Annotated in this window: 25 protein-coding genes and 1 pseudogene; 15 read left to right on the top strand and 11 right to left on the bottom strand. The window is 66.9% G+C overall.

The window, feature by feature from the left end; genetic code table 11:
* Positions 1–85 precede the first annotated feature (85 nt).
* From TQ38_RS15005 to TQ38_RS30945, 3 genes and pseudogenes are all read left to right on the top strand, one after another.
* Positions 86–427, top strand: a complete 342-nt coding sequence (locus TQ38_RS15005) for a hypothetical protein (RefSeq protein ID WP_043971606.1) — start codon at positions 86–88, stop codon at positions 425–427.
* Between the two features lie 92 nt (positions 428–519).
* Positions 520–1,215: an HPP family protein gene (locus tag TQ38_RS15000; RefSeq protein WP_240197902.1), complete on the top strand. Its 696-nt coding sequence runs from the start codon at positions 520–522 to the stop codon at positions 1,213–1,215.
* Between the two features lie 12 nt (positions 1,216–1,227).
* Positions 1,228–1,387 (top strand): annotated as a pseudogene (locus TQ38_RS30945) (dihydroorotase); the annotation flags it as partial.
* On the opposite strand, the gene rarD reads toward TQ38_RS30945, so the two are convergent.
* Complete coding sequence (gene rarD, locus TQ38_RS14990; protein WP_043971604.1) at positions 1,386–2,282, bottom strand: EamA family transporter RarD; 897 nt, start codon at positions 2,280–2,282, stop codon at positions 1,386–1,388. The pseudogene TQ38_RS30945 and the gene rarD overlap by 2 nt on opposite strands.
* A 233-nt stretch (positions 2,283–2,515) precedes the next feature.
* Here rarD and TQ38_RS14985 point away from each other — a divergent pair, with 233 nt between their 5' ends.
* Both TQ38_RS14985 and TQ38_RS14980 read left to right on the top strand, forming a co-directional pair.
* Positions 2,516–2,941, top strand: a complete 426-nt coding sequence (locus TQ38_RS14985) for a glycine zipper 2TM domain-containing protein (protein ID WP_043971603.1) — start codon at positions 2,516–2,518, stop codon at positions 2,939–2,941.
* 250 nt (positions 2,942–3,191) lie between these two features.
* Positions 3,192–3,905, top strand: a complete 714-nt coding sequence (locus tag TQ38_RS14980) for a hypothetical protein (RefSeq protein ID WP_043971602.1) — start codon at positions 3,192–3,194, stop codon at positions 3,903–3,905.
* Positions 3,906–3,950: 45 nt separating this feature from the next.
* Here the strand turns inward: TQ38_RS14980 and TQ38_RS14975 are convergent, their stop codons facing one another.
* Both TQ38_RS14975 and TQ38_RS14970 read right to left on the bottom strand, forming a co-directional pair.
* The gene (locus TQ38_RS14975) at positions 3,951–5,360 is read right to left on the bottom strand and encodes a succinylglutamate-semialdehyde dehydrogenase (protein ID WP_205316040.1); all 1,410 of its coding nucleotides are present in this window, start codon (positions 5,358–5,360) and stop codon (positions 3,951–3,953) included.
* A gap of 150 nt (positions 5,361–5,510) precedes the next feature.
* Positions 5,511–6,941 carry a protein adenylyltransferase SelO gene (locus tag TQ38_RS14970; protein WP_043971600.1) on the bottom strand — a complete coding sequence of 477 codons (1,431 nt, stop codon included), beginning with the start codon at positions 6,939–6,941 and terminating at the stop codon, positions 5,511–5,513.
* Between the two features lie 86 nt (positions 6,942–7,027).
* Between TQ38_RS14970 and TQ38_RS14965 the strand changes: the two genes are divergently transcribed.
* From TQ38_RS14965 to TQ38_RS14945, 5 genes are all read left to right on the top strand, one after another.
* Positions 7,028–7,894: an alpha/beta fold hydrolase gene (locus TQ38_RS14965; protein WP_043971598.1), complete on the top strand. Its 867-nt coding sequence runs from the start codon at positions 7,028–7,030 to the stop codon at positions 7,892–7,894.
* Positions 7,895–7,896: 2 nt separating this feature from the next.
* Positions 7,897–9,048: a glycosyltransferase gene (locus TQ38_RS14960; RefSeq protein WP_043971596.1), complete on the top strand. Its 1,152-nt coding sequence runs from the start codon at positions 7,897–7,899 to the stop codon at positions 9,046–9,048.
* Between the two features lie 122 nt (positions 9,049–9,170).
* Positions 9,171–9,962 carry a tetratricopeptide repeat protein gene (locus tag TQ38_RS14955; RefSeq protein ID WP_043971594.1) on the top strand — a complete coding sequence of 264 codons (792 nt, stop codon included), beginning with the start codon at positions 9,171–9,173 and terminating at the stop codon, positions 9,960–9,962.
* 23 nt (positions 9,963–9,985) lie between these two features.
* Positions 9,986–11,359, top strand: coding sequence for a PQQ-binding-like beta-propeller repeat protein (locus TQ38_RS14950; RefSeq protein ID WP_043971839.1), 1,374 nt, complete (start codon positions 9,986–9,988; stop codon positions 11,357–11,359).
* A gap of 91 nt (positions 11,360–11,450) precedes the next feature.
* Positions 11,451–12,785 (top strand): isoprenylcysteine carboxylmethyltransferase family protein, encoded by a 1,335-nt coding sequence (locus TQ38_RS14945; RefSeq protein WP_043971592.1) that lies wholly within the window; start codon positions 11,451–11,453, stop codon positions 12,783–12,785.
* Positions 12,786–12,971: 186 nt separating this feature from the next.
* Here TQ38_RS14945 and TQ38_RS14940 read toward each other — a convergent pair whose 3' ends face one another.
* Together TQ38_RS14940 and TQ38_RS14935 are read right to left on the bottom strand one after the other, a co-directional pair.
* Positions 12,972–14,345: a glutamate--cysteine ligase gene (locus tag TQ38_RS14940; RefSeq protein ID WP_043971591.1), complete on the bottom strand. Its 1,374-nt coding sequence runs from the start codon at positions 14,343–14,345 to the stop codon at positions 12,972–12,974.
* Positions 14,346–14,402: 57 nt separating this feature from the next.
* Entirely contained in the window at positions 14,403–15,161 is a 759-nt protein-coding gene (locus tag TQ38_RS14935) for a 16S rRNA (uracil(1498)-N(3))-methyltransferase (RefSeq protein ID WP_043971589.1), read from the bottom strand.
* Positions 15,162–15,293: 132 nt separating this feature from the next.
* Between TQ38_RS14935 and ubiA the strand changes: the two genes are divergently transcribed.
* Positions 15,294–16,208 (top strand): 4-hydroxybenzoate octaprenyltransferase, encoded by a 915-nt coding sequence (gene ubiA / locus TQ38_RS14930; protein ID WP_043971587.1) that lies wholly within the window; start codon positions 15,294–15,296, stop codon positions 16,206–16,208.
* A gap of 33 nt (positions 16,209–16,241) precedes the next feature.
* On the opposite strand, the gene TQ38_RS14925 is transcribed toward ubiA, so the two are convergent.
* Entirely contained in the window at positions 16,242–16,613 is a 372-nt protein-coding gene (locus tag TQ38_RS14925) for a VOC family protein (RefSeq protein WP_043971584.1), read from the bottom strand.
* Between the two features lie 100 nt (positions 16,614–16,713).
* On the opposite strand from TQ38_RS14925, the gene soxR reads away from it, so the two are divergent.
* Positions 16,714–17,154 (top strand): redox-sensitive transcriptional activator SoxR, encoded by a 441-nt coding sequence (gene soxR, locus TQ38_RS14920; RefSeq protein WP_043971582.1) that lies wholly within the window; start codon positions 16,714–16,716, stop codon positions 17,152–17,154.
* 4 nt (positions 17,155–17,158) lie between these two features.
* On the opposite strand, the gene smc is transcribed toward soxR, so the two are convergent.
* The 4 genes from smc to TQ38_RS14900 all read right to left on the bottom strand — a co-directional run bounded on the left by smc (position 17,159) and on the right by TQ38_RS14900 (position 22,814).
* Complete coding sequence (gene smc / locus TQ38_RS14915; RefSeq protein WP_043971580.1) at positions 17,159–20,596, bottom strand: chromosome segregation protein SMC; 3,438 nt, start codon at positions 20,594–20,596, stop codon at positions 17,159–17,161.
* 26 nt (positions 20,597–20,622) lie between these two features.
* Positions 20,623–21,381, bottom strand: a complete 759-nt coding sequence (locus TQ38_RS14910; protein WP_043971577.1) for a thioredoxin domain-containing protein — start codon at positions 21,379–21,381, stop codon at positions 20,623–20,625.
* A gap of 111 nt (positions 21,382–21,492) precedes the next feature.
* Positions 21,493–22,224: a thioredoxin domain-containing protein gene (locus TQ38_RS14905; RefSeq protein ID WP_240197901.1), complete on the bottom strand. Its 732-nt coding sequence runs from the start codon at positions 22,222–22,224 to the stop codon at positions 21,493–21,495.
* Positions 22,225–22,259: 35 nt separating this feature from the next.
* Positions 22,260–22,814 carry a DUF721 domain-containing protein gene (locus TQ38_RS14900; RefSeq protein ID WP_043971575.1) on the bottom strand — a complete coding sequence of 185 codons (555 nt, stop codon included), beginning with the start codon at positions 22,812–22,814 and terminating at the stop codon, positions 22,260–22,262.
* A gap of 29 nt (positions 22,815–22,843) precedes the next feature.
* Between TQ38_RS14900 and TQ38_RS14895 the strand changes: the two genes are divergently transcribed.
* The 3 genes from TQ38_RS14895 to nudC are packed head-to-tail and all read left to right on the top strand — an operon-like array spanning position 22,844 to position 26,125.
* Positions 22,844–23,920 (top strand): A/G-specific adenine glycosylase, encoded by a 1,077-nt coding sequence (locus TQ38_RS14895; RefSeq protein ID WP_043971572.1) that lies wholly within the window; start codon positions 22,844–22,846, stop codon positions 23,918–23,920.
* Positions 23,917–25,218 (top strand): serine hydrolase, encoded by a 1,302-nt coding sequence (locus TQ38_RS14890; RefSeq protein ID WP_240197900.1) that lies wholly within the window; start codon positions 23,917–23,919, stop codon positions 25,216–25,218. Before TQ38_RS14895 ends, TQ38_RS14890 begins: the two co-directional genes overlap by 4 nt.
* Positions 25,190–26,125, top strand: a complete 936-nt coding sequence (gene nudC, locus TQ38_RS14885; protein WP_043971570.1) for an NAD(+) diphosphatase — start codon at positions 25,190–25,192, stop codon at positions 26,123–26,125. The genes TQ38_RS14890 and nudC overlap by 29 nt, the downstream gene beginning before the upstream one ends.
* 150 nt (positions 26,126–26,275) lie before the next feature.
* Here nudC and TQ38_RS14880 read toward each other — a convergent pair whose 3' ends face one another.
* A complete protein-coding gene (locus TQ38_RS14880; protein ID WP_043971832.1) occupies positions 26,276–26,677 on the bottom strand; it encodes a DUF1489 family protein in 402 nt (133 codons plus the stop codon).
* Positions 26,678–26,979 lie beyond the last annotated feature (302 nt).

Raw genomic sequence — 26,979 nt, 5'->3', positions numbered from 1 at the left:
CGGCGCATTTTTAACGCATATCCGGTCACGAAACGGCCTTTATTGAATGGCCTGATGCCGCGCTGACATCACCGCGAGGCCGATCATGCCCTTTGCCGACCTGCCGCCTGCCCCGCCGCCCGTCGCCGAGCAGGTGCAGGTTTTCGATCTGGCCCGTCTTCCGGCCGGTGATGGCAATGTGGACTTGAGGGCGGTCAAACCCCGATGTCCGGTAGGCCGTGCGGGCGAGATCGTCGTCTGCGCCCCGGACCCCGAGAAACAGCGCGTGCGCCCGCTCCCCGATACTTACGTTGTGGAGGAGGGCCTGCCGCGCGCCGCGATGGACCTGGGCGGGGGCGTAAGCGTCGATATCCATGCCGAGGCGGTGGCGTTGCCGGGCGGCGCGGTGAGCAACCGGCTGATGATCGGGGGCAAGGTGAAGTTCTGAAAGCCGGACTATCGGCGGACAAGGCAAGCCTTGGCTCGCCACGGGGCGCGCTATCGGCCATAGGGCGGCTCCCTGAAAGGAGAGCCCCGGCCGTGTCGCAAACCCTCGTATCGCCGTCGCGGCAGGACTGGCGCGCTCACGCCATGGGTCATCTTGGCTGGGCGCGCGGCGCGGTAGGTGCAGGCGCCGGGATCGCTCTGGCGGGGATCGTGACATGGCTGCTGCTACGCCTCATGCCGGGCGAGGGCAGCGATGCGCTGCCGCTCCTCGTCGCGCCGCTGGGGGCATCGGCGGTGCTGGTGTTCTGCGTTCCGGCCAGCCCGTTGTCGCAGCCGTGGCCGGTGATCGGGGGCGATCTGCTCTCCGCCGCTGTCGGGCTCATCGCAGGCCATATGCTGGGGGACCCGTGGATCGCGGGCAGCGTGGCTGTCGCCGCTGCGATCGCGGTGATGTCGCTGGCGCGCTGCCTGCATCCGCCGGGCGGGGCCTGCGCCTTGCTTTGCGCGCTGGGCGCGAGCGGAAAGGTGCCCTGGGACTGGACGTGGATGGCGCCGATCACGGCGAATGTGCTGCTGCTGTGCGCATTCGGCTGGCTCTACAACAACTTCACCGGCCACCCCTGGCCTCACCGCCCGCCACGCGTGCCCCATGTACCGGCGCCTGCGCCGGACTATAGCCGCGAAGACATCGTCGCCGTGCTGGAGGATTGGAACGAGGTGCTCGACGTCGATGTCGACGACCTTGACGCTTTCGTTCAGGCGTTGCTGCTGCGAGGCAGGGCTGCCTGACGCTTCCACCGCAGCCTGCTGGTGCCCAAGGACGAGCAGCTGGCCCGCGTGCTGAGCCATGGCCGCCGCCGCGTGGCCATCCACGCTGAGAACGAGGCGCGGATGAACGCGCTTCCTGCTTGAGCGCAACCCCTCAAGCCATCTGGTCTGGCGCTACGGTGAAAGCGCTCTCAGGCGGTTTTCCGCCGCGACAGGATATCCCAGCAGAACACGGCGATCGCAGTCCAGATGAACGCGAAGCACACTAGCTGGATAGGCCGCAACGGTTCTCCGAAATAGAAGATGCCAAGCAGGAACAGCCCGGTCGGCGTCACGAACTGGATGAACCCCAACACCGAGAAGTCGAGCTGCCGGGCCGCGCTGGCGAACAGCATCAAGGGGATCGCGGTCAGCGGCCCCGCGCAGGCGAGCAGCAGGTCAAGGCGCAGCGAAGTGCCCATCATCAGGCCTTGCGGCGTGGAAAGCTGCCATGCCAGCAGGCCGAGGCCGGGCACCAGCAGCAGTATCGTTTCCACGGTAAGCCCGGTTAGCGCATCGACCGGGACCAGCTTGCGGATAAGACCGTAGGCGGAGAAGCTGAACGCCATCAACAGGCTGATCCCCAGCGTATCCAGCGCGCCTTGTGCCAGCAGCGCCACGCCGATCGCGGCGAGGGACACCGCGACCCATTGCCGCCGGGTCAGCTTCTCGCGCAGGAAGATGGTGCCGGCCAGCACGTTGACCAGTGGATTGATGTAATAGCCCAGGCTGGCGGCCAGGACGTGGCCGTCCACAACCGCGATCACGTATGTCAGCCAGTTGGTGCCGATGAACAGGCCGCTCAGCGCCAGCGCGCCAACTATACGCGGCGTGGTCAGCGCCGTGCGTAGCGCCGCGCCCTGACGCATCACCAAAATCACCGCCAGGCAGAAGGGCAGCGTGAACAGCAGTCGCCAGACTACAACCTCGAACGGGGCGACATCGTGCAGCAGCGCGAAATACAGCGGGAACAGGCACCATACCGCATAGGCGCCCAGCGCCTGCGGCAGGCCGGCGTAACTCTTCGAAACGGCAGGATTCAAGGGCATCGGCTCTCTCTGTGCAGCCCCGTCGACGTCGCGGCCTGCCTTAGCATCTGCCCTTAGGAGCGTGCGAAGCCCGGGGCAACTGCTCGGCTTATCGCCGCCGCGCCTTCGCTTCGTCGCATATTCTAATCCTGACAGCGGCGTTGCGGATCATTCATAATAACTCCCCTAAAGATGAATGCATACAGCGGATCGGGTCTGATGGCCGGTTCGCCTCACCAGCGAGGAGAGTTGAGATGAACGCATTCTTCAAGGCTTCGGCCATCATTGCCGCTACTGCCAGCCTGGCGACCGCACTGCCGGCGACCGCCGCGGTCGCGACCCACGCCACCTCCAGCTTCACGGCGCCGGGTGAGCAGGTTTCGGACTACGGCCGCCAGCGCTACTCGCGCGAGGACTATCGCCGTGGCTACGGCAATCGCGACCGTTACGACCGCGGTGACCGGTATGACCGCCGCGACTATCGCAACAACGACCGCCGCGATTATTGCCGCAAGTCTGGCGGGACCACCGGCCTCCTGGTCGGCGGTGCAGCCGGTGCCCTGCTGGGCCGGGGTATAGACACCCGCGGCGACCGCGCCACCGGTACGGTTCTTGGCGCCGCCGCCGGCGCGCTGCTGGGCCGCGAAGTCGAACGCGGTGGTTCGTCGCGCTGCCGCTGACACCATACTCCTGAGTAACGTTTCCCCGCGCGAACGGCGACGTGCGGGGGAGCCGCCCGGCTCATTCCTATGATCGGGTGGGAGGGCGTCCGCGTTAGCGCGGGCGCCTTCATCCGTGAGTAACGCCCACCGTCCCGACCTTCCCGAAATGGGACGAGGGATTCAACCCGCTGGCACTCCTTTCGTTTTCGCGTTTTCCTAAGACATTCAGAATAAGGCCAGACCTATGGCCGCACGAAGGAACGCGACGATGAACACCCAAGCCCGCCTCGCCGTGCTCGGTATTGCCGGAACCCTGCTGCTGGCCGGGTGCGGTTCGGGCAGCAAGAAGCCGACGGCGGGCGAGACCGACCCGGCCCTGAGCGCCGCGCTTGGCGACCAGATCATGGTCGATCCCGATATGTCGGGCGAACGCGGCGCGGCAGTGGCGCCCAGCGGCGGTCAGATCACCATTCCCCCGCAGGACCGCTCGGCGGACGCGATCGCGGCAGCGAAGAAGCAGGCTGTGCAGATGGCAGGCGGCGCGCTCCAGCCCGCGCCCGCCCCGGCGCAGGGCGGCGCGAACGCGCTGGCCCAAAGCGCGGCAACGGCGGCGCAGGTCGCCGCCAACTCGAAGGCTGCCACTGCCGATTGCTCGGCCAAGGTGCAGTATTCCAACACTTGGGCGGCCAAGCTGCCAGCGGAAATCCCGGTCTATCCGCGCGGCGCGGTGCAGGAAGCGGCGGGCATCGACGGCGATGGCTGCGCCCTGCGCGTGGTCAACTTCGCCACTCCGGTGAGCGTGGCCGACGTCATCAGCTTCTACTATACCAAGGCGGCGAAGGCGGGCTACGGCGCGGAATACAAGCTGGACGGCAGCGACCATGTGCTGGGCGGACGCAAGGGCGGCAAAGCCTACGTGGTCTATGCCCGCAAGCAGGACAACGGGCTGACCGAAGTCGATCTGGTCGCCAGCGGAAAGTAAGCCCCGATACCTCCCTGCCGCGATGCGATGGGGAGGAACGGCGCGTTATTTCAGCCCAACCCCGATCACAGCGCGCGGCTGCTCCATCTCGCCGGACGCCACCGGGTAAGCGCAGTAATCGGCCGCATAATACCCCGTCGGGCGGTGGTTCCCGGAAAGCCCGATACCGCCCATCGGCGCGGCATGGCTGGGGCCGATCGTCGGCCGGTTCCAGTTGACGATCCCGGCCCGCACGTTGGCCCAGAAACGGTTGTATTCCTGCGGCGTGCCCCCGATCAGCGAGGCGGCAAGACCGAAACGGGTGGCATTGGCCTGCGCGATCGCCTCGTCGAAATCGGAGACGCGGATCACCTGCAGGATCGGGCCGAACAGTTCCACGTCGGGGCGGTCCTTCATGGCCGTCACGTCGATGATCGCGGGGCTGAGGAACGGTAGCGTCTCGTGCGGCCGGACTAGGTGCTTGATCGCCTTGCCGCCATGACTGAGCAGGTAGAGGAAACTTTCGGTCAGTCCGTCGGCGGCGGCGTTGTCGATCACCGGGCCCATGAAAGGCGCGGGTTCGTCGAACGGCGCGCCGAAGATCACGCGGTCGGCCAGGGCCTTCACCTCGGACATCACCGCGTCGTACATCGTATCGCGCACGATCAGGCGGCGCGCGGCGGTGCAGCGCTGGCCGGTGGTGGCGAAAGCGGACTGGACGATCAGCGCGGCGGCGTCGGTCAGCTTGGGAGTGTCCCAGACGACCATCGGGTTGTTGCCGCCCATTTCCAGCGCGACCAGCTTGTCGGGCCGCGCGGCAAGGCGGCGGTTGATCGAGATGCCGGTATTGGCCGAGCCGGTGAACAGCACCCCGTCGACCCCTTCATGCGCGACGAAGGCAGCGCCCTGTGCGGGGCCGCCGGGCGCAAACTGCATCACCGCAGCCGAAATCCCGGCCCGGTGGAAACACCGCGCCAGGATTTCGCCCGATGCAGGCGCGCGCTCGCTCGGCTTGAAGATCACGGCGTTACCGGCGATCAGTGCAGGCACGATATGCGCATTGGCGAGGTGGGCGGGGTAGTTGAACGGCCCCAGCACCACCAGCACGCCATGCGGCTTGTGACGCACCGCCATGGTGCCCTGCAGCGCCGAATCGAGCTTTCGCTGCGCTGTGCGCTCGGCATAGGAGCGGATCGATACTTCAACCTTGCCGATCACGCTGTCGACTTCGGCGCGCGCTTCCCACAGCGGCTTGCCGACTTCGCGGGCAATCATCACGGCGAGTTTTTCGGCGTCCTTGCGCACTTCGTTGGCGAAGCGGCGCATCAGTTCCATGCGGGTCGACAGCGGCTGCGCGGCCCACGCCGGCCAGGCGCGGCGCGCGCGCGCGACCGTTTCGTCGATGTCGGCCACCGCTCCACGCCAGACTTCCGCGCCGGTTGCCGGTTCGTAAGAGACGATTTCTGTCTTGGTCACGGCTGTGCTCAGTTCCCGGATGCTGGTTGCCGGCGCTGGGCTGGTGGTTGCACCGTTCATCGCGGCTGATGATCCGTTAACTGTGAAACGTCGAGATTCTTCCTGTATCGCACAGGTATTCCTACCGTGACGCTAACGGTCGGCGCTCGGTCATGCAACGACAACGGGCTGCCCCGCCGGTTCGGGGGCGGGGCCCAACTGGCGGCCCAGTTCGCGAATCGCGGCGACCTTGGCGGCTAGTTCGCTCCAGTCGTCTTGCGTGTCGATTGCCGCCCAGATGCGCTCCACCTCGTCGATCAGCACGCCGGGGGGAGCGTCCTGCCGCCAGAATGCATCGCTGACGTCGGCAGCGGGCTGGTAGCCTCGCAATAAGGCGCCGAACTCGTTCTCGCCGGGATTGCGGGCCGCGCGGTGGTTGAAAAAGAACTGCTCGGGCGCCTCGCCGCTTTCCACCATCGCCTTTTCGGCTGCCTGGATCAGCGCGGAATCGGCCTCGATCCCGCGCGACTGGACGCCAAGGCGCCAGACGAAGCGGCGGCACATCGCGGCCTGATAGAGCGGCCCGAATCGGTCGAGCGCGGCAACCAGCGGTGCGGTTTCTGTCAGGACTCGCAGCGAGGTCGCCAGCTGGCTGCAATTCCACAACACTGCTTCAGGCTGGCGGCCAAAGGCGTAGAGGCCGGAATGGTCGAAATAGGCGGCGGTGAAACGCGGATCCCAGTTTGGCAGCCAGCGCCACGGACCATAATCGAAACTCTCACCCGAAATGTTCATGTTGTCGGTGTTGAGCACGCCGTGGACAAAACCTGCGACCATCCACGAGGCGGCAAGGTCGGCCATCCGCTCCACCACCTGATGGAGCAGGATCACGGCGGGTTCGTCCCGGCCCGGGGCATCCTCGGGCGGCAGTGCGCCGGGGTAGTTTTCCAGGCAATAGGCTACCAGTGCCGCCATGTGCTCGGTTTCTTCCAGCGCGTAGAGGCGCTGGAAAGTGCCGATGCGGATATGCCCATGCGACAGGCGCACCATCACGGCGGACCTTGTGGGCGAGGGTTCGTCGCCCCGCTGCAGGTCCTCGCCGGTCTCGATCACCGAAAAGGTCTTGCTGGTATAGACGCCCAGCGCTTCCAGCATTTCGGTGGCGAGGATTTCGCGCACCGCGCCCTTCAGCGTCAGCCGCCCGTCGCCGGCACGGCTCCACGGGGTCTGGCCCGATCCCTTGGTGCCCAGGTCCAGCAGGCGACCGCCTTCGATGCCCGGGGCCGAATCGCGCATCTGCGCGAACAGGAAGCCGCGCCCGTCGCCCAGGTCCGGGTTGTAGTGGCGGAACTGGTGCCCGTGATACCGCAGCGCCAGCGGCTGGGGCAGATTGCCGGGCAGAGGCTCGAAGCGGCCGAAATGCGTGATCCATTCCGCATCGTCCAGCGGGGCCAGGCCGACCGGTGCCGCCCAGCGGTCGTTGCGCCAGCGCAGTTCGTGGCGGGGGAACCGGGCGGCGTGGACGGCGTCGCCAATCCACTCGGCGATAGTCTCGATGCGCGGGTCGGGATGATAGGCATCGGCTTGCGGTTCGCTGTTCATCAGGCGATAGTGGGGCCCGCGCGTCCGCCGATCAAGGCGGGGGTTTCCTTTGTTTTTTCGACTTTTTGAGAGGTCGTCGCCCCGGCATGAAGGTTTTTGAAGATCGCTTCTGGTCGAGCCGCGACGGTCTCAAGCTGCATTTCCGCGATTATCCGGCCCCTGAAGCGGCCGATGACCTGCTGCCGGTGCTCTGCCTGCATGGGCTGACCCGCAATGCCCGCGATTTCGATGTGCTGGCGCCGCGTCTCGCGGCAAGCCGCCGGGTGATCTGCCCTGATTTGCGCGGCCGGGGCGACAGCGAATATGCACGCGATTCGGCCACCTACACGCCGATGCAATACTGCGAGGACGTGCTTGCCCTGCTCGATCAGGAAGGCATCGACCGTTTCGTGGCGATCGGCACGTCGCTGGGTGGCTTGATGACGATGGGCCTTGCCACCGTAATCCCGGACCGGATCGCGGGCGCCGTGCTCAACGATGTCGGGCCGTGGCTGGAGCCGGTCGGCCTGGCGCGGATCAAGGAATACGTCGGGCAGGGGCGTTCGTTCGCCACCTGGGTCCACGCCGCGCGCGGACTGGAGGATGCGCAAGGGGCAGCCCATCCAGGGCATAGCCTCGATTTCTGGATCGGCCGGGCCAAGCGGCTGATGACGATTACCGGCAACGGGCGCGTGGCCTTCGACTACGACATGAAGATCGCCGAGCCTTTTCTCGAACTCGATGTGGACGAGCAGCCCGACCTGTGGCCGGCATGGGAGGCCCTGTCCGGGACGCCGGTGCTGATCCTGCGCGGCGCGCTGTCCGACCTGCTGTCCGATGCGACCCTGACCGAGATGCTGCGGCGCATACCCGGCGCCGAGGCAGTGACGCTGTCCGATGTCGGCCATGCCCCGACGCTGGATGAACCCGAATCGATCGCCGCGATCGAGCGGCTGCTGGCGCGCGTGTCCTGACCTTGCGTCTGCTGCATCTCCATTCCAGCTTCTCCGCCGGCGGCAAGGAACTGCGGGCGGCACGGCTGATGAACGTCTTCAGCGCTCAGGCAGAGGCGGAGGGCGAACGGACCATCGAGCATACCGTGATATCCGCGCAGCCCGGTGCATTCGGCGCGAAAGCGGCGCTGGACCCGGCGCTGGACGTGCGGTTTCCAGACGATTTTCCCAGTCTTCAGGGACGGCCCACGCCTGCCCGGCTGCTGCGTATCGCGCGGGCCATGAAAGGCTTCGACCTCGTCCTCACCTACAACTGGGGCGCGATGGACGGGGTTCTCGCGCATCGCCTTTACGGCCGCGTGTTGGGGCTGCCTCCACTGGTCCACCACGAGGATGGCTTCAACGAGGATGAGGCGGCTGGCCTCAAACCGGCGCGCAACCTGTTTCGCCGGGCAGCTCTGGCTGGGGCTTCGGCGTTGGTGGTGCCCTCACGCCGGCTTGAGGGCATTGCACTGGAAGCGTGGAAGCAGCCGCGCCGCCGAGTGCGGCTGATCATCAACGGCATCCCGGTCGCCGCCTACCGCGATCCGCCGCCGCCCGGCGCGATTCCGGGCCTGTTCAAGGCGCCGGAGGTCAAATGGCTGGGCACCTTGGCGGGCCTGCGCGCAGTGAAGAACCTGCCCCGACTGGTGCGGGCCTTTGCCGGTCTGCCGCCCGAATGGCATCTGGTGATCCTGGGCGAAGGCCCCGACCGCACCGTGATCGAAGCGCAGGCCAGAGCCTGCGGCGTGACCGATCGCCTGCACATGCCCGGCTTCGTGCCCGACCCTGCGCGCGCGGTGGGACTGTTCGACCTTTTCGCGCTTTCTTCCGACAGCGAGCAGTTTCCGATCTCGGTAGTCGAGGCGATGGCGGCAGGCCTTGCCGTCGCCTCCCCCGCCGTCGGTGACGTCGCCGATATGGTATCGGTGGAAAACCGCAGCTACGTCACGCCCCCCGGTGACGAGGCGGCGCTGGCATGGGCAATGGCCGAACTGGCGGCCGATCCGGCCCTGCGCGAAACGGTCGGCACCGCCAATCGCGCCCGCGCCGAGGCGCACTATGACGAAAACACGATGATTCGCGCCTATGCCGAAGTCTATGGCAAGGCTATGGGAACAGCCCGCTTCCCCTGAGCGAATCCCCGTTCAGCGGCGCTTCACGCCGGGACATGCACCGACATCCCCGTTGAAAAGCCCCGCCCATTCGCTAAACAGCCCCGCAACCATCCCGATTTTCCGCAGAAAGCGCCCGAATCTTGGCCCTGCCTCCCGACAATACCACCCCTTCGACCGTGCGTGACGCTGCCCAGCGTGACGTTTTCCTGCGCGAAGTCGACGAAGCCGTGCGCCAGGACCAGCTCGAAGGCTTCATGGCCCGCTATGGCAAGCTGCTGTTCGCGGTCATCGTGATCGCTCTGCTGGCCTTCGCCGGCTGGATCTACTGGGACCATCGCCAGACCAAGGAGCGTGAAGAGCGCGCCGAGGCTTATGTGCAGGCGCTCGACAGCCTCCAGTCGGAGAACCTCGACGCTGCCAAGGCGAAGCTGGCACCGATTGCTGCTGCCGGCGCTTCGGACGCCACGGTTACCTCCGCGCGCCTGACGCTGGCCGGCATTGCGCTGCGTCAGGAAAAGAAGGCCGACGCGCTGAAGCTCTACGCCCAGGTCGCGGCCGACGCCAAGGCCCCGCAGGCCTTGCGTGACCTTGCCACCGTGCGCGAGATTGGTGCGAACTTCGACGCGATGAAGCCGCAGGACGTGGTCGATCGCCTCAAGCCGCTGGCCGCGCCGGGCAATGCCTGGTTCGGCGTCGCGGGCGAGATGGTGGGCATGGCTTACCTCAAGCAGGGCAAGCAGGATCAGGCGGGCCCGCTGTTCGCCGCCATCGCCAAGGATGAAACCGTCGAAGACGGCCTGCGCAGCCGCGCTCGCCAGCTGGCGGCCGTGCTGGGCGTCGATGCAGTCGACGATGTCGTCGATGAAAAGGGCGAATCCCTGATCAAGCCGGCCGCGAAGGCGACCGCCGATGCCACGGCCGCCGGAGAATGAGCATGCCTTCTGAGGATATTCGCATGAACGCATCCGCCTGCAACAACCGGTCGACCGGCACCCTGCGCGCGCGCAAGGTGGTGCCGCTGATCGCCCTGGCTCTCGTCATGGGTCTGTCCGGTTGCAAGGTCTTCGGCGGCGGCAAGGGCCCGGCCAAGACCCCTACCGTGGGCAACCGCGTCCCCATCCTCTCGCGCATCGAAAGCGGCGCAAAGGTCGACACCACGCTCGGCGCGGTCTCGGTGATCCTGCCGCCTGCCGAAGTGAACGCAGACTGGGCGCAGGGCGGCGGTACCGCCAGCAAGGCTTATGGCCACCTGGCTCTGGCCGAGACCCCGACCCGCGCCTGGACCGCGCAGATTGCCGGTTCCTCACCGCGCCGCCGCCTTGCGGCTGCTCCGGTGATTGCCGGCGGCAAGCTGTTCGTCATGGATACGGCCGGCGTCGTCCACGCTTTCGACGCGCAGAGCGGTGCGAGCCTGTGGACCAAGAGCTTTTCGGTTGACGGCAGCAACGAGAATTCCCTGTTCGGCGGCGGCGTCAGCGTTGAAGGTGACCGTCTCTATGTGACCACCGGCCTTGGCGAAGTCGCCGCGCTCAACGTTGCCGACGGCAGCCAGGTCTGGAGCAAGAAGCCCGCCGGCCCGCTGCGCGGTTCGCCGACGATCGGCTTCAACTCGCTGTTCGTGATGACCCAGGACAATCAGATCGTGGCGCTCAATGCGTCGGACGGTACTTCGGTCTGGAACGAATCGGCTTCGGTGACGCAGTCGGGCGTGTTCGGCGTCGGCGCCCCCGCCGCCGGGCAGGGTACCGTGATCGCCGGCTTCTCGTCAGGCGAACTGGTAGCTTACCGGTACGAGAACGGCCGCCAGCTGTGGTCGGATGCGCTTGCGCGCACCTCGATCTCGACCGAAGTGGGCAGCCTCACCGACGTCGACGCCGACCCGATCATCGATCGCGGCCGTGTTTACGCGCTGGGCCAGGGTGGGCGCATGGCCGCTTACGAACTGATCACCGGGCAGCGCATCTGGGAACTCAACCTTGCAGGCATCTCCACCCCTGCGGTGGCGGGTGACTGGGTCTTCACTCTTGATGACCACGCCGAAATCCTGGCCATCGCCCGTGCGACCGGCAAGGTTCGGTGGCTGACCGAACTGGCCCGCTACAAGAACGCCAAGAAGCGCAAGAACCCGATCTTCTGGGTTGGCCCGGTGCTTGCCGGCAACAAGCTGTGGATCGGCAACTCACGCGGCGAACTGTCGACTGTCGATCCGACGAGCGGCACGATGACGCCGTTCACCCAACTGGACGGCGCGATCTCGCTCGCTCCGGTCGTGGCGAACCAAACGCTCTACATCCTCGACGATTCGGGCCGCATCAGCGCATTTCGTTGATGCCTTCATGTCGCCCCGAGCTTTTGGTTCGGGGCGACGGATACCCTCAAGGTTTGCCGCCCCTTAACCAATTGCGGCTAGGCGATAGCGCATGAGCAATGCCGCGTTTCCCGCCCCCAGCAGACCCACCAGTGACGTTTCGGCAGGCGTGGGCCTGTCGGGCCTCGTCGCCCTTATCCTCTGGCTGCTGGTCTGCCGCAATTGGGCGGGCATTGCCGATGCCCTCGGACTTCCCGGGCCCCGCGCGCCGTTAAGCGGGCCTTACGCGGCCGTTGCTACGGTCCTTTTCACCGGCACTGCGATGACCCTGTGGTCGCTCCTCGTCGACAAGGTCCACCGCCGCGCTTCCACCGGCATAGACTGGTCGCTGCGGCGGCCGTGGTCCGAATCGCTCGACATCTCGATTACCAAGCTCACCGGTCTGTGGTGTACCTGGGGCGCGATAACGGTGTTCTACTGCATCGGCCGCTGGTACTGGGACGGCCAGTACCTGTTCGCGATGGAAGTGCTCGGCGCGGCGGTCGTGCCGCTGTTCGTGCTCTCCATCCCTTACGTTTTGTGGATCGACCGCCGGATGGTAAACCCGCGCGATCATTCCTGGCACTTCGGCGCAATGCTCGTCGCGCGCGAAGCCTGGGACGCGAACGAGGTGAAGAAGCACTGGCGCGCCTGGGCGATCAAGGGCTTCTTCGGCGCCTTCATGATCTCGATCCTGCCCGGCGGCTTTGCGCGCGTGGTGGAGGCCCACTTCGGCGCCATCGCCCACAACCCGGTCGAACTCGGCTCGCTGGTGATCGAGGCGCTGTTCCTCATCGACGTGCAAATCGGCACCGTCGGCTACCTGTTCACCTTCCGCCCGCTCGACGCCCACATCCGCAGCGGCAACCCGCTGCTCGCCGGCTGGGTCGCGGCGCTGATGTGCTACCCGCCCTTCTTATGGGGCACCATGGGCCGCACCGACGTGCTGGGCTATGAGGTAAACACCGGCGGCTGGGCCTACTGGCTGGCGGGCCACGACGCGCTGCTGTGGCTCTGGGCGGCCGTAATGGTGATCCTCACCGCGATCTACGCCTGGGCGACCTTCGCCTTCGGCCTGCGCTTCTCCAACCTCACCTATCGCGGCGTGCTGACGAACGGGCCGTACCGCTTCACCCGTCACCCGGCCTATCTGTCGAAGAACCTGTTCTGGTGGACCTCTACGCTGCCGTTCCTCGTGACGAACGGCTCACTGACCGACGCCGTGCGCAACACGGTGCTGCTGGGCGTGGTGAGCGGTATCTACTACTGGCGCGCACGGACGGAGGAAGCACACCTGCTGGGCGAGGATGCAAAGTACCGTGAGTATCACGCTTGGATGGCGCAGAATGCGCTGATTACGCGGACGTTCGGGCGTTTGCTGGCCTTGCTGCCCAAAGGGGCGAAGTAGAGGTAAGACCTGGGGCCATTGCGCCAGACCCCTTTACCGTCGAGGTCACGCGTGCAGCTTCACCAGCGCGCCCATGGTGAGCCGGGAGACATGATAGCCTGTGGCAGCAAGGAGCGCTCGACGTGGCAGCAGGCGCAACGACGACAGTTAAGGGGTCTGGGGCAATGGCCCCAGGTCTTCCCCTATTTAAAAGGTCTTCACCGCGTAGATCTTGGAAAGATCGCCGCCCCATTCACCGTTATACAGATCGAGCAGCTTCTGCGCCGGCACCTTGCCCGTAGCCACGATCTCGGCGAGCGGTTCCAGATAGCCCGTCTCGTTGTCACCGCTGGAATTGAGACGTCCGCGCGCCGCAAGCCCGGAGCGTGAAATCTCGACCACTTGTGCGGCGATATCGCGCAATGTTCCGCCGCCGGGAATAGGCGAATCGAGGCCCATCTTCGGCGCGGCGGAGCGCAGAGCTTCGCGGCCTTCCATGTCCCAGTCCTTGACCAGGTCCCATGCCGCATCGAGCGCGCATTGGTCGTAGAGCAGCCCTACCCACAGCGCGGGCAGGGCGCAGATGCGGCCCCAGGGTCCGCCATCGGCGCCGCGCATTTCGAGGAACGACTTGAGGCGTACTTCGGGGAAGGCGGTGGAGAGGTGGTCCTGCCAGTCGGAGAGGCGCGGCAGTTCGCCGGGAAGGACGGACAGTTCGCCCTTGAGGAAATCGCGGAACGAGAGGCCGGCGGCGTCGATATATTTGCCGTCGCGGAACACGAAGTACATCGGCACGTCCAGCATGTACTCGACATAGCGTTCGTAGCCGAAGCCGTCCTCGAACACGAAGGGCAGCATGCCGGTGCGGTGCGGATCGGTGTCCGACCAGATGTGGCTGCGGTAGGAAAGGTAGCCGTTGGGCTTGCCTTCAGTGAAGGGCGAGTTCGCGAACAGGGCGGTCGCCAGCGGCTGCAGGGCAAGGCTGGTGCGGAACTTCTTCACCATGTCGGCCTCGCTCGAATAGTCGAGGTTGACCTGGATGGTGCAGGTTCGCAGCATCATGTCGAGGCCCATGGTACCCACGCGGGGCATGTGCTTCAGCATGATCCCGTAGCGGCCCTTGGGCATGATCGGCAGTTCTTCGCGTGTCTTGTCCGGCCACATGCCGAGGCCAAGGTAGGCCTTGCCGGTGCGGTCGCCGATGGTCTTGACCTGGGTGAGGTGGCGCCCGGTCTCGGCGCAGGTTTCGTGCAGGGTTTCTAGCGGGGCGCCGGAAAGTTCCAGCTGGCCGGCGGGTTCAAGGCTGACGTTGCCGTCTGCGCCCTTGAGCGCAATGACGTTGCCGCCTTCGACGATCGGCTCCCATCCGAACTCGGTCAGGTCCATGAGCAAGTCGCGGATGCCGCCCTTTTCGTCGTAGGACGGGGCGTGGTGGTCCGCAGTGTCGTAGACGAACTTTTCGTGTTCGGTTCCGATCCGCCACGCCTCGCGCGGCTTTTCGCCCGCTGCCATTGGCGCGGCCAGTTGATCCATGCTTTCGACCACCGGATCTTCGCGATCCGAAACCTCACGGGTGCTCATGGGCGCGGAATTAGTGATCCCTGAGCGCGGACGCTAGAACTTTTTGTACCGCTCGGTCTAAGAATTAACCGGCGACCAGTCTCCGGCCACTGCCATCCACAGCGCAATGGCGGAAATGCTGGCAGTTTCGGCCCTGAGGATGCGCGGGCCAAGGGTGATCGCGCGGGCGTTTGGGTGGGCACGCACCAGTGCCCGCTCGTCCTCGTCAAAGCCGCCTTCGGGGCCGACCAGCAGCGCGGCCGGGCCGGCATGTGCCGTAAAGGCCTGCGCTGCCGGTTCGCCGCCCTGTTCGTCGGCGAAAAACAGGGTGCGGTCCGCCGGCCAGTCGCGCAGCAGGGCTTCGAGTTTCAGCGCCGGTTCGATTCGCGGCAAGGCGGTGCGGGCACATTGCTCGGCCGCCTCGGTGACGATGGAGATGGCGCGCTCGGGGTTGAGTTTGTCGGCTACGCAGCGCCGGGTGACCAGCGGCTGCACCGCGCCCACGCCCAGCTCGGTCGCCTTTTCCAGCACAAGGTCGAAATTGGGCTTCTTGAGCAACGCCGCGCACAGCACGAAGTCCGGCACGTCCTCGCGCACCCGCAGCAGATCGCGCGCGCGCAGGACGACATCGCGCTTGCCGGCAGAGACGACCTCGCAGGCCCATTCGCCGGTTTCGTCGTCGCAGGCGATCACGGCGTCGCCCACCGCTACCCGCATCACTTTGCCGAGGTAGTGCGCCTGCGCACCCTCCAAAGCGATCTCGCTCCCTTGGGATAGGGGGCCGGAAACGAACAGGCGCGGGGCCGAGCGCGGCGGCCATGCGGGGGTTGCGGGCATCTGGGGAGGTCTTTCGTGCGGTCTGGCGGCCCTTGTCGCTCGATCCCGGCGGCGATGCAACGCTTCGCCTGCCTGTGTTCACCAGTCACGTTCGGGATGACACAATCGGCGTAATCGACTAGTCGATTGCGTGTGACTCAACCTTCGCTCGTCCCCGACAGCCAGCATCGCGGCCTGGTATCCCTGCTGCCGCCCCGCCTGCGCGACTATGCCATGCTGGCCCGTTTCGACCGGCCGATCGGCTGGTGGCTGCTGTTCTGGCCCTGCGTCTGGGGGGTGATGCTTGCGGGCGGAGAGAAGCGCTGGGATCTGGTGCTATGGATGCTGGCCGGTTCGATCGCGATGCGCGGCGCGGGCTGCGTCTATAACGACATCGTCGACGCCGACCTTGACCGCCGCGTCGCCCGCACCGCGCTGCGCCCCGTCGCCAGCGGCCGGGTGAGCAAGGGCGCAGCCTGGGCCTGGCTCCTGATCCTGTGCGGCATCGGTCTCGTTGTCCTGCTGCAACTACGCTGGGAGGCGCAGCTTGTGGCTGTGGGCAGTGTCGTCCTGGTGGCCGGCTATCCCTTTATGAAGCGCATCACATGGTGGCCGCAGGCCTGGCTGGGCATGGTCTTCACATGGGGCGCTCTGGTCGGTTGGGTCGAGATCCGCAGCGACCATCTGGAGGCGATCGGGGCGCTTTATCTCGGCGCGATCTTCTGGTGCATCGGTTATGACACCATCTACGCCCTGCAGGACCGCGAGGATGACGCGCTGGTGGGCATCCGCTCGTCCGCGCTGCGACTGGGATCGCGGGTGCGCGCAGGCGTCGGCGGGTTCTATGCGCTGGCGCTGGCGTTCTGGGCGCTGGCTTTCTGGGCCATGCGCCCGGACTGGGTGGGGCTCGTCGCGCTGGTGCCCATGGCGCTGCATCTGGGCTTCCAGATCGTGACGCTGGACCCCGAGGACGGCGAAAACCCGCTGGCCCGCTTCCGCTCGAACCGCGACGCCGGGCTGGTCATGGCACTGGCCTGCTGGGTGGTGGGCAACGCCGGTATCGTATGAGCGGGAGGCGGCGCGCGGGCGCCGCCGTAACTGTCAGTCGTAATTGACCAGTTCGAACTCGATCCCGTCCCAATCGAAGAAATAGAAGCGCCGGCCCGGATCGTAGTCGGCGTGGGCAAAAGGCTCCAGCCCGGCTGCGACTACGGTCCGTTCGGCGGCGTCCAGGTCTTCCACGACCAGCCCGACGTGATTGAGCGGGGCGCCCTTGGCGAAGCGTTCGCGCTCCTTGCGGTCAGTGTAGACGGCGATGTAGCTGAAGTCCCCGCCGACGTGGATCGTCTCGCCGCCGCCTAGTGCCGGGCCCCTCCAGCGCTCGTGCCAGCCCAGCAGGTCCTGCAGGAGTGTGGCGGAACGCTCGATGTCGCTGACGGTGATATTGGCATGTTCGAGGCGGCCCTGGGCCATGTTTGCGTCTCCTTTGCGTCGCCGGCGAATCGGCCGGCTTGGCAAAGATGCAATCTCAAGTTAACTTGAGATCAAGCGCTTTCGGAAAGGACGCCGAATAATGGTCCAGGACCGTTTCATCAGCATCGGCGACCTTTCCGGGCGCACCGGCGTCGCGGTTTCGGCTATCCGGTTCTACGAAGAGAAGGGTCTGCTCACCAGCCTGCGGTCCAGCGGCAACCAGCGGCGTTTCCTGCGCTCGGACATCCGGCGCGTCAGTTTCATCCTGATCGCCCAGAAGCTGGGACTGGCGCTCGCCCAGATCGAGCGCGAACTTGCGGAGTTGCCGCAGGGCCGCACCCCCACGCTGGCAGATTGGGAGCGGATCAGCCGGTCCATGCGCGAATCGATCGATGCCCGGATCGCGCTGCTCGAACTGACCCGCCGCAAGCTCGACGAATGCATCGGCTGCGGCTGCCTCAGCCTGACGAAATGCCGGCTCTACAATGCCGAGGATGCGGCGGGCGCACAGGGCCCAGGGCCGCGCTTCGTGCTGGGCTGACGGCCTACTGCGCCGCCAGCAGTTCCTCGGCGCCGCCAAGGTCCACGCTGACGAGGCGGGAGATGCCTTTCTCAACCATGGTCACACCGAACAGGCGGTGCATCCGGCTCATCGTCACGGCATTGTGAGTGACGACGAGGTAGCGCGTCTCCGTCTCGCGCGTCATCGCTTCGAGGAGGTCGCAGAAGCGCTCGATGTTGGCGTCGTCGAGCGGGGCGTCGACTTCGTCCAGCACGCAGATCGGCGCCGGGTTGGTCAGGAACAGGCCGAAGATCAACGCCACTGCCGTCAGTGCCTGCTCACCGCCTGAAAGCAGCGTGAGCGATTGCAGACGCTTGCCGGGAGGCTGGGCGTAGATTTCCAGCCCTGCCTCCAGTGGATCGTCCGAATCGACGAGCGCCAAGTGCGCCTGGCCGCCTTGGAACAACTGCTGGAACAGGCGGCGAAAATGGCCGTCGACCGCCTCGAAAGCGGCGCGCAGGCGTTCGCGGCCTTCGCGGTTGAGGTTGCCGATGGAGCCGCGCAGGCGGTTGACCGCCTCGGTCAATTCGGCTTTTTCGGTGGCGCTGGTGCCTAGCTGGCCTTCGGCTTCGGTCAGTTCGTCGGCGGCGACGAGGTTGACCGGACCGATCCGCTCGCGCTCGGCGACAAGGCGGTCCATCGTCATGCTTTCGCCTTCGGCGCTGCCGACTTCGCCGTACGCAAAGGCGAAGCGTTCGGGCAGGACCGGGGGCGGGCACTGGAAACGCTCGCCCGAAACACGGGTCATTTCGACGCGGCGCGAATCTTCGTGTTCGGCGCGAGCGGCGGCGCCGGCGCGGCCTTCGCGCGCGGCGGCAAGGGTTTCCTGCGCAGCAGAAAGCGCGGTGTCGGCCCTGCGCGCGGCATCGGTGGCAGCGGTGACGGCGGCTTCGGCCTTCGCCAGTTCATCGGCAAGGCGGGTGCGCACGGCTTCGCCCTGCTCGATCTGCTGCATCAGCGAGGCGGGCTTGGCGGCGACGACCGCGCTTTCGGTCTCGATTTCCTCCAGCCGTCCCGCCATCTGCGCGAGGCGGCCCGCAGCATCACCGGAACGCGCCTGCCAGCCGCGAATATCGCCGCGCTGGGCAGTCGTGCGTTCCCGCGCGACGGCGAGCGCCTGATCGTGCGCTGCCAGAGCGGCCATGGCGGCCTGCAGGGCACTGCGAGCCTGCACGTTGCGGCTGCGCGCGGCCTCCAGTTCGGCGCGGCCTGCCGCCGGGTCGGGCAGGGCGGCCAGTTTGGCATTGGCGGAGGTCGCTTCTGCGGCGGCGGCCTGCTGCTGCTGGGCAAGGTCGGCTACCGCAGCGTCGAGTTCGGCGCGGCGCGCTCGCTGGCGGCTGCGCGCATCCTCGGCCTGATCGACGGCGCGCAGGGCACTGCGTTCGGCGTCGGCTGCGGCGGCGATGGCGCGTTCGGCGGAAATGAGCTGTGACGATAGCGCCGCCAGTTCCTGCCCCGCTGCGGTCTGCCGCGTTTCTGCGGCGGCCACGGCTTCGAGCAAGGGTGGGAGCTGGGCGTCCAGCTGGGCAAAGCGGTTCTCCGCCTCCAGCCGCGCCGCTTCGGCAGCGCCTTCGCCGCGCGCGACGAACCCGTCCCAGCGCCGCAGCACGCCTGCGCGGGTGACCATCCATTCACCCGGCTTCAGCGCGCGCCCATCGTCATCATCGGCGACGTGGACCAGCGCGAGGCGCGCGGCGAGTTCGTCCGGGCACTTGCCGACATGGGCGGCAAGGCTGTCCGCAACCGGCAAGGGCGCCTCGGCGCCGGTCCAGAAGCGGCCGTCAGCGCCTCTGACGAGGCCCAGCGGCGCCTTGGCATCGCGGCCCAGCACCGCGGCAAGGGCACGCTCGTAGCCCGGCGCGGCGCGCAGGGCGTCGATGGCCACGGGCAGTCCGTGCGCCGCCTTGGCGCCCTTGGCGCGGGCCTCGCGGTCGCGCAGCAAGGCGGTGTGTTCACGCTCGATGCCGGTGAGGTCGGCGCGGGCTCCCGCCAGCGCGGAGGCGGCAGTGTCGCGCTCTGCCTGGAGGGCGGTTTTGCGCGCCTGCATGTCGTCCAGCCCTTCGCGAGCCTTGGCCAGCGCGGCGTTCGCATCTTCTGCCCGGGCCTTTGCGGCGGCGATCGCGGCGTCGAGGTCGGCGGCGTCGGCCTGTGCGGCGATCTGTCCCTCGATTCGGGCGACATCCTGTTGCGCGCGGGCGCTGCGGCTGCGGGCCTGGGTGACTTCGGCCTCGGCGATACGCCATTCGGCCTCTACTCCGGCCTGCCGCGCGGTGGCCTGTGCAAGGTCGAGTTCAGCCGCGCGTGAGGACTGTTCGGCGCCGTCGAGGGTGTTGGCGAAGCGCGGGCGCATGGCCTCGTCCGCCGCCAGCTGCTTCTCGCCGTCCGCCAGTTCGCGTTCGAGGCGGGCAAGGGCGTCCGCGGCATCGCGGGTCAGGCGGTCGGCATCGTGCCTGTCTTCCTCCAGCCGGGTGCGTTGGCGGTTGAGGTCGGCGAGGCGCTGCTCGGCCGCTTCCAGCTGGCTGGTGAGCGTTGCCATTCGGTGGCCCTGCGCGCTGGCATCGTCGCGGCGGTCGGCAAGCTCGTCGCGCGCCTCGGCAAGCGTCTGGGCGGCCTTGGCCTGTTGGCTCTGGGCTTCCGCAGCGAGGCCCTGCGCGATGCCGACGCGCGCCTCGGCGGCCTGCGCTTCCTTGCGCGCGGCCTCGGCGGCTTCGGCGGCATCGCGCCAGCGGGCGAAGACGAGGCGGGCTTCGGAAAGGCGGATCTGGTCGGTCAGCGCCTTGTAGCGTTCGGCGGCCTTGGCCTGCCGCCGCAAAGTCCCGACCTGCTTGTCGAGGCTGGCCATGATGTCGTCGAGCCGGGCAAGGTTGGCCTCAGTGGCGCGCAGGCGCTGTTCGGCGTCCTTGCGGCGCACGTGCAGGCCGGCGATGCCTGCGGCCTCTTCCAGCATCGCGCGGCGTTCTGCGGGCTTGGCGGCGATGACGGCGGCAATGCGGCCCTGGCTGACCAGCGCGGGGCTATGCGCGCCGGTGGCGGCGTCGGCGAAGGTCAGCGCGACGTCCTTGGCACGCACGTCCCGGCCGTTGATGCGATAAGCGCTGCCGGCACCGCGCTCGATCCGGCGGACGACCTCCAGTTCCTCACGCGAGCCGTCGGGGCGCGCGGCAGTCTCGGCCTTGAGCACCACTTCGGCGAAGGAGCGCGGCGGCCGCTTGTCGGTGCCGGCGAAAATCACGTCTTCCATGCCGCCGCCGCGCATCGACTTGGGCGAGCTTTCGCCCATGACCCAGCGGATCGCTTCGAGAAGGTTGGACTTGCCGCAGCCGTTGGGGCCGACGACGCCCGTCAGCCCCGGCTCGATGCGCAGTTCGGCCGGCTCGACGAAGCTCTTGAATCCGCTGAGCTTGAGCCGGTGGATGCGCATCGAGTGATTACCGCAGGTGCATCAGATCAGCGAGCGCCGGCCTGTTGCAGCTTGGGTTCGATTTCCGCCCACGAGCCGGAACCGACCGAATTGCCGTTGATAATGAAGCTGGGCGTGCCGGTGATGTTGAACTGCTCCGATGCTTTCTGCGTCTGGTCGGCAAGCGCCTTGGCCTTGGCGGTGTCGGCAAGGCAGGCATTGGCCTGATCGCGGGCGATGCCGCGCGATGCGAAAAAGTCGCTCATACCGGAAACCTGCGCGACGGCGCCGATCTGCTGTTCCTTGGGCATCGTGTCGAGCGCGGCCAGCTTCGCCTTGTCGGCGTTCTGCATGTTCTCGAACATCTTGGGCTGCCAGGCCCAGAACTGCTCGCTCAGCGGGATCACCGCTTCGGTCGTGCCGCAGGTCGCCAGCAGCGATGCGGGAATGTCGAAGACGTTGAGCATGAAGTAGCGCATCTCATAGCTCACGCGGCCGCTGGCGACATAGTCATCGCGCAGCTTGCCGAAGCTTTCCTTGGCGAATTCTGCGCAGTGCGAGCAACTGAGCGCGCCGTACTCGATCAGCTTGATCGGAGCGTCGGGGTTGCCCATGCGGTAGCCGCCCTCGGGGGTCTTTTCGATCATGTCGGCCCAGGCCTTGCCCGCGGGCGCGGCGATCTTGGCGATCGGTTCGCCCGAGACGGGGCCGGCGGCCTCATCCTTTTTACCGCAGCTGGCGAGGCCAAGAGCGAGCGGAGCGACGAGCAGACCGAGAGCGATCTGGCGGAAACGGTTGCGGATCATCGGAGGCGAATCCTTACGTGTGCACTTGAGACAGGGCTAGCCCATGGACGGGCCGAAGACAAAGCACGGCGCGGCGCTGCATCCACAGCTTGCCGCCGCCATGCGGGCAGATCAGATATTGCCGGCGCGCTGCTCGGCGATCTTGGCGGTGATCGCCTTGGATACCGATGCCCAGTCGTTGGCGTTCAGCACTTCGCCGTTCAGCGTGAAGCTGGGCGTGCCCTGGAAGCCAAGCTTTTCCACTTCGGTCTGCTGGGTGCGCAGTTTGTCGAGCATCGCCTTGTCGGCCAGGCAGACGTCGGTCTGTGCGCGGCCCATGCCCCAGGCTCCCATCTGGTCGTAGAAGCCGAGGTCGCTGGCGATGACGCGCATCCGGTCGGTGAGCTGGCCCTGATACCAGCGCGCCTGCTGTTCACGGCTGAACTTTTCGACTTTGCCGAGCCAGGTTTCCTGGGTGGCGAAGAACGCGTTGTGGCGCACGAAAAAGCGCTTGGGGTCGCCGCAATTCGTTAGCATCGCCACGGTCAGGTCGATCGGATTGCGCAGGAAATTGGTCACCGTCACCGAAACCTGCCCCTTGGGCACCACGGTCAGGCGCAGCGCCGGGTCGGATTCCTTGTGAAAATGGGCGCAGTGCGGGCAGGTATAGCTGACGTATTCGTTGAGCTTCACCGGCGCGTCGGGATTGCCGTAGCGGTGGCTGCCATCGGGAGTGGCGACGACCTGGCCCGCCCAGTTCTTTCCGGCTGAGGAGGGCGCGGCCGCCGGCTTTTTCGCAGGCGCGGCGGCGATGCTCAGCGCGGCGCAGGCGGCGAGGGCGGTGAAACGAAGCGTGGTCTTCATGCTGGGGAAACGCATCCTGGTCATTCCTGGCACTGTTATTCCTGGCCGCCCTTGGCCTCAATGCTGCGGGCAAGCGATTCGAGCACCGCGCGAAGTTCCGGATCGCCGATGTCTCGCAGCGATTCGCCCAGTTCGAACGGCACCGGCTTCAGTGTCGGCGAAGCGGCGACACGAGGCGGAGTGGCGACCGGCGGCTTAACGTCGCCTTGCCGGATTTTCACGCGGGCAACGGCGTTGTAGCCGAAGAAGCGGTTCACACGCTCGACGATCTCGGGGATGACATGCTGGATCATCGGCGCATGAGCGGCCACGACGACCAGTTGGAGGATGCCGTCGCTCTTTTCGCCGGGGGGAAAACGGATCGATTCCGGAGAGCAGACGCGGGCATGGCGGGCGCCGACGATCTCGGGCCAGCGCGATACCACGCTGGATTGCACGAAGCCGAAGCGGCGAAAGGCGGTGCGCCCCACTTCCGGCATCAGATCGGAGATCGCGCGGGCCTGGCCGCCGCGCGGGCGCTCATAAAGCTTCAGGCCCGGCTTCGACGCCTTGCCCTTTTTGTCCGATTGTTTGCCGAGATTGCGTTCCATTACCGGCGCTCCAATGCCATAGCGGGCGCATGGACGCCAGTTCGGATACCACAGGTACGACGAGGATCGCGCAGGACCTGCTGGGTTGGTACGACACCCATGGCCGCGATCTACCCTGGCGCGCGCGTCCCGGCAGCCCGGCGCCCGACCCTTACCGCGTGTGGCTTTCCGAAGTAATGCTCCAGCAGACCACGGTGGGCGCGGTGAAGGCCTACTTCGCCGCTTTCACGGCGCGTTGGCCGACTGTCATGGCGCTGGCCGCCGCGCCGGACGAGGATGTCATGGCGGCATGGGCGGGCCTTGGTTATTATGCCCGCGCTCGCAACCTGCTGGCCTGCGCGCGCGAAGTGGCGGCGCGCGGCGGGCAGTTTCCCGATACAGAGGACGGCCTTCGCGCCCTGCCGGGGCTGGGCGCCTATACCGCCGCCGCCGTCGCCGCGATCGCCTTCGGGCGGCGGGCGGTGGTGGTGGACGCCAATGTCGAGAGGGTCGTATCACGCCTGTTCGCGATCGACACGCCGCTGCCCGGATCGCGGCCGCTGATCCGCGAATATGCCGATGTCATCACGCCCGATCTGCGGTCAGGCGACTTTGCGCAGGCGATGATGGACCTTGGCAGCGGCGTCTGCACATCGCGCAGCCCGCGCTGCCTGCTATGCCCGCTGTCGGCCGGATGCGCGGGGCGGGCCAGCGGCGAGCCGGAACGCCTGCCGGTGAAGGCGGCGAAGAAAGCCAAGCCTGTGCGCAAGGGCCACGCCTTCTGGATCGAGCGTGAGGTCGGCGGCGAGGCGCAGGTCTGGCTGGTGCGCCGCGCCGACAAAGGGATGCTCGGCGGAATGCGCGCGCTGCCCGACGATGGCTGGGCCGCCCGTGCCGATGGCTGCGGTGAGGGGCCGGCATCTGGACCATGGGAAAGCGCGGGCAAGGTGGATCACGTCTTCACGCACTTCTCGCTGGAATTGAGCCTTGTGGTCTATCTCGGCAACCGGTTTGATGGGACCGAAGGCGAGTGGTGGCCGCTGGGCCGGCTGGACGAGGCTGGACTGCCGACGCTTTTCGCCAAGGCCGCGCGCCTGGCACTTGCCGCCGAAAGGCAGGACGCTTGATCCGCGCCCTCGAAGCGGCGATGGACCGGCGCGCTCTGCTGGGCATGGCCGGTGCCGCCGGGCTGGGCGCGGCGCTGATGCCGAAGCTCGCCTGGGCCGCCGCGCAGCCGGAACTGCTCCCCAAGGTCCGCGCCGTGGTCGAGCGCTGGACCGGGCCGGGCAGGTTTCCCGGCATGGTGGCCTCGCTCGGTCTGCCCGGACGCGAGCCGGAATTCGTGGCGCGCGGGTCGGAGGGTTTCAACGACCCCGACACGGTGACGCCAGACAGCCTGTTTCGTATCTATTCGATGACCAAGCCGGTCACAGCGATGGCGGCGATGCAACTGATCGCGCAGGGCCGCCTTGGGTTGGACCAGCCGGTTTACGAAATACTGCCGAAATTCCGCACCATGCAGGTGCAGGACACGTACGACGGCTCGGTCACCGCGCTTCACCCTGCGCCCCGGCCGATCACGATGCGGCATCTGATGACCCACACGTCGGGGCTGGGTTATACCATCGTCCAGAACGGCGCGATGCGGCGGCTGATGACCGGCAAGGGCCTCGTTCCCGGCCAGATCAGCCGGCTGACCGCACCCGGGCTGGACTGGGGCACGCCGGTCAAGGGACTGGATCACTTCGCCGACCGACTTGCCGAAGTGCCGTTAGTCGCCGATCCCGGCACGCGGTGGAGCTACTCGATGGGCCTCGACCTGATGGGCCGGGTGATCGAGGTGGTGACCGGCCAGCCCTTCGACGTCTACCTTCACGAAACGATCTTCGCGCCCGCCGGGATGACCAGCACCTGGTTTCAGGTGCCCGCCACAGAGGCGCACCGGCTGACCACCAACTACGTCGCGATCGGCGAAGTGCTCGCCCCGATAGACGAGGGCGCCACTTCGATCTTCCTCGACAAGCCGGCCTTTCCCTTTGGCGGTGCCGGGCTGGTCAGCAGCCCGCGCGATTACGACAGGTTCCTGCGCCTGCTCGCCCAGTTCGGCATGATCGACGGGCGGCGCGTGCTGAGCGAAAGCGCGGTGCGCACCGGCACCTCTAACCTTCTGCCGCCCGGCGTCAGCGTGCCTGCCACCTTTGGTGGCCCTTCCGGCTTTGGCGCGGGCGGCCGTGTGGGCAAGGGCGCGGAGGCGGGCATTTACGGTTGGTCCGGCGCGGCGGGGACTGTCGGCATGGTCGATATGGTTCACGGCCTGCGTTCGCAGATTTTCGTCCAGTTCATGCCCCCCGACGCGCTCGACCTGCTGCCTGAATTCCAGGCCGCGCTAAAGGCCGATGTTCTTGCGATCCTGGAGACCCGTTGACGTGCTTATCACTGCTTCTGCCCCGATAGCCTTCGCCGGCTCGCATATCGACCGCGCCGATCACATCCGAGGCGACCCGGACGCCATCGCCGCCCTGATGACCGCCCGTACCCGCCTCCTGAAGTTGGAAGGGCTTGACCCGGTGCTGACCCCGGAAGGCCGCCTCGTCTGGAGCAGCCTTGCCGATGCAGCGCCGGAAAACGAACTGGTATTCCTCGGCCTGGATGATGCCCAGCGCGGTTGTTTTGCCGAGGTAGTGCCCGTCGATCCGGGCGGCAGTCCCCACGCCGGCCCCGCCAGCTGGAATGCGATGACGGTGCTGGAACCCGCCGAACTGGCGGCTTACGGCGGCGCCCGTGCTCTGGTCGGCTGGCATGCGCGGCACCGTTTCTGCGCGGTCTGCGGCCAGCCCACGGTGATCGCCAAGGGCGGCTGGCAGCGTTCCTGCACCGGCTGCACGGCGGAGCATTTTCCCCGCGTCGATCCGGTGACGATCATGTCGGTGGAGCATGACGGCAAGCTGCTGCTCGGCCGTCAGCCGCGTTTTCCGGCGGGGCGTTACTCCGCGCTGGCCGGCTTCGTCGAGCCCGGCGAGACGATCGAGGAAGCCGTGGCGCGGGAGACCTTCGAGGAAGCGGGGGTCCGGGTCCGCGATGTCACGTATATCGCCAGCCAGCCCTGGCCGTTCCCGTCCTCGCTGATGATCGGCTGCCATGCCTTCGCGGACGATCCGGCAATCACGATCGACGTCACCGAACTGGAGGACGCCCGCTGGTTCACCCGCGCCGAAGTGATCGACGCGCTGGAGGCCACGGCAGTCGGTGAAAGCGGCCGTGCCTTCTGGGCGCCGCCGAAATATGCGGTCGCCCATGTGCTGCTGCAATGGTGGGTGGACCGCGCGGTTTAGGTGACGGCAGCGGTTTGTTGATGAAGTACATGCGCGCAGGGCCTTTCATACAAGGCCTTGCGGATGGGTGGTATCGACGATGGAAAGAGCCGGCGGGAGGATGACAGGCGGCGGCGATGTAGGAAAGCCTCCGGGCCGGCGCACCGCCTTTTACATCAGCCCCAGCTTCATCAGTTCGCGCGCCAGTTTGGGCGGCATCGCATCGCCGGCGCTTTCGCCCTCGGCGAGATCGCGCGGGGCATCCTCGTCCTTAAGGTAGCGCCAGCCCTGATGGGCGCGCTTGGGCTTGGTCTGCACCGGAATAAGCCTGGGTTCGAGCCGGATGTGCCAGCGCCCGTCGCTTTCGCGCTGCTCGAAGCCGACGATCGGTGAACGGCCGATCAGCGCATGCTCGAAGATCCAGTAGAGCGAGCCGCCGATCATCTCCGCATGGCGCGTGGGCAGATAGCGCGTGGTCATCAGCGCCTCGCCCCCGGCATGGCTCTCCAGCCAGGCGCGAAGGGAGGCGGGGCTTTCTGCGGAATACGCGATCTTGGTCATGTGCAGCGGCATACCCGCCAAGATAGGGAGGCGCCGCATAGGGCGAAAGGAGAATTGCCCGATCGGGCTGACAAATTCACGGTGAGGGTTGTCGCGCATCGGGCAGGGAGGCTGCAGCTACGTCACTCCCGCCGCTCATGCCGAGCTGGGCTGGTGGTCTGATTTTTGGTGGGTAGCGGGCGCTGAGTCTCCCACACCGCTCATGCTGAGCTTGTCGAAGCATAGGGAGTACAGCGCCCAGCCTCAGGGCCTTCGACAAGCTCAGGCTGAGCGGGGTTGGAAGGACGGATTTGGCGCGCGCTGCCAAACGCCAG

The sequence above is a fragment of the Novosphingobium sp. P6W genome (assembly GCF_000876675.2).
Lineage (GTDB): Bacteria > Pseudomonadota > Alphaproteobacteria > Sphingomonadales > Sphingomonadaceae > Novosphingobium.
The sequence above is the reverse complement of the archived record's forward strand: the minus strand, read 5'-3'. Positions and strand labels throughout refer to the sequence as shown.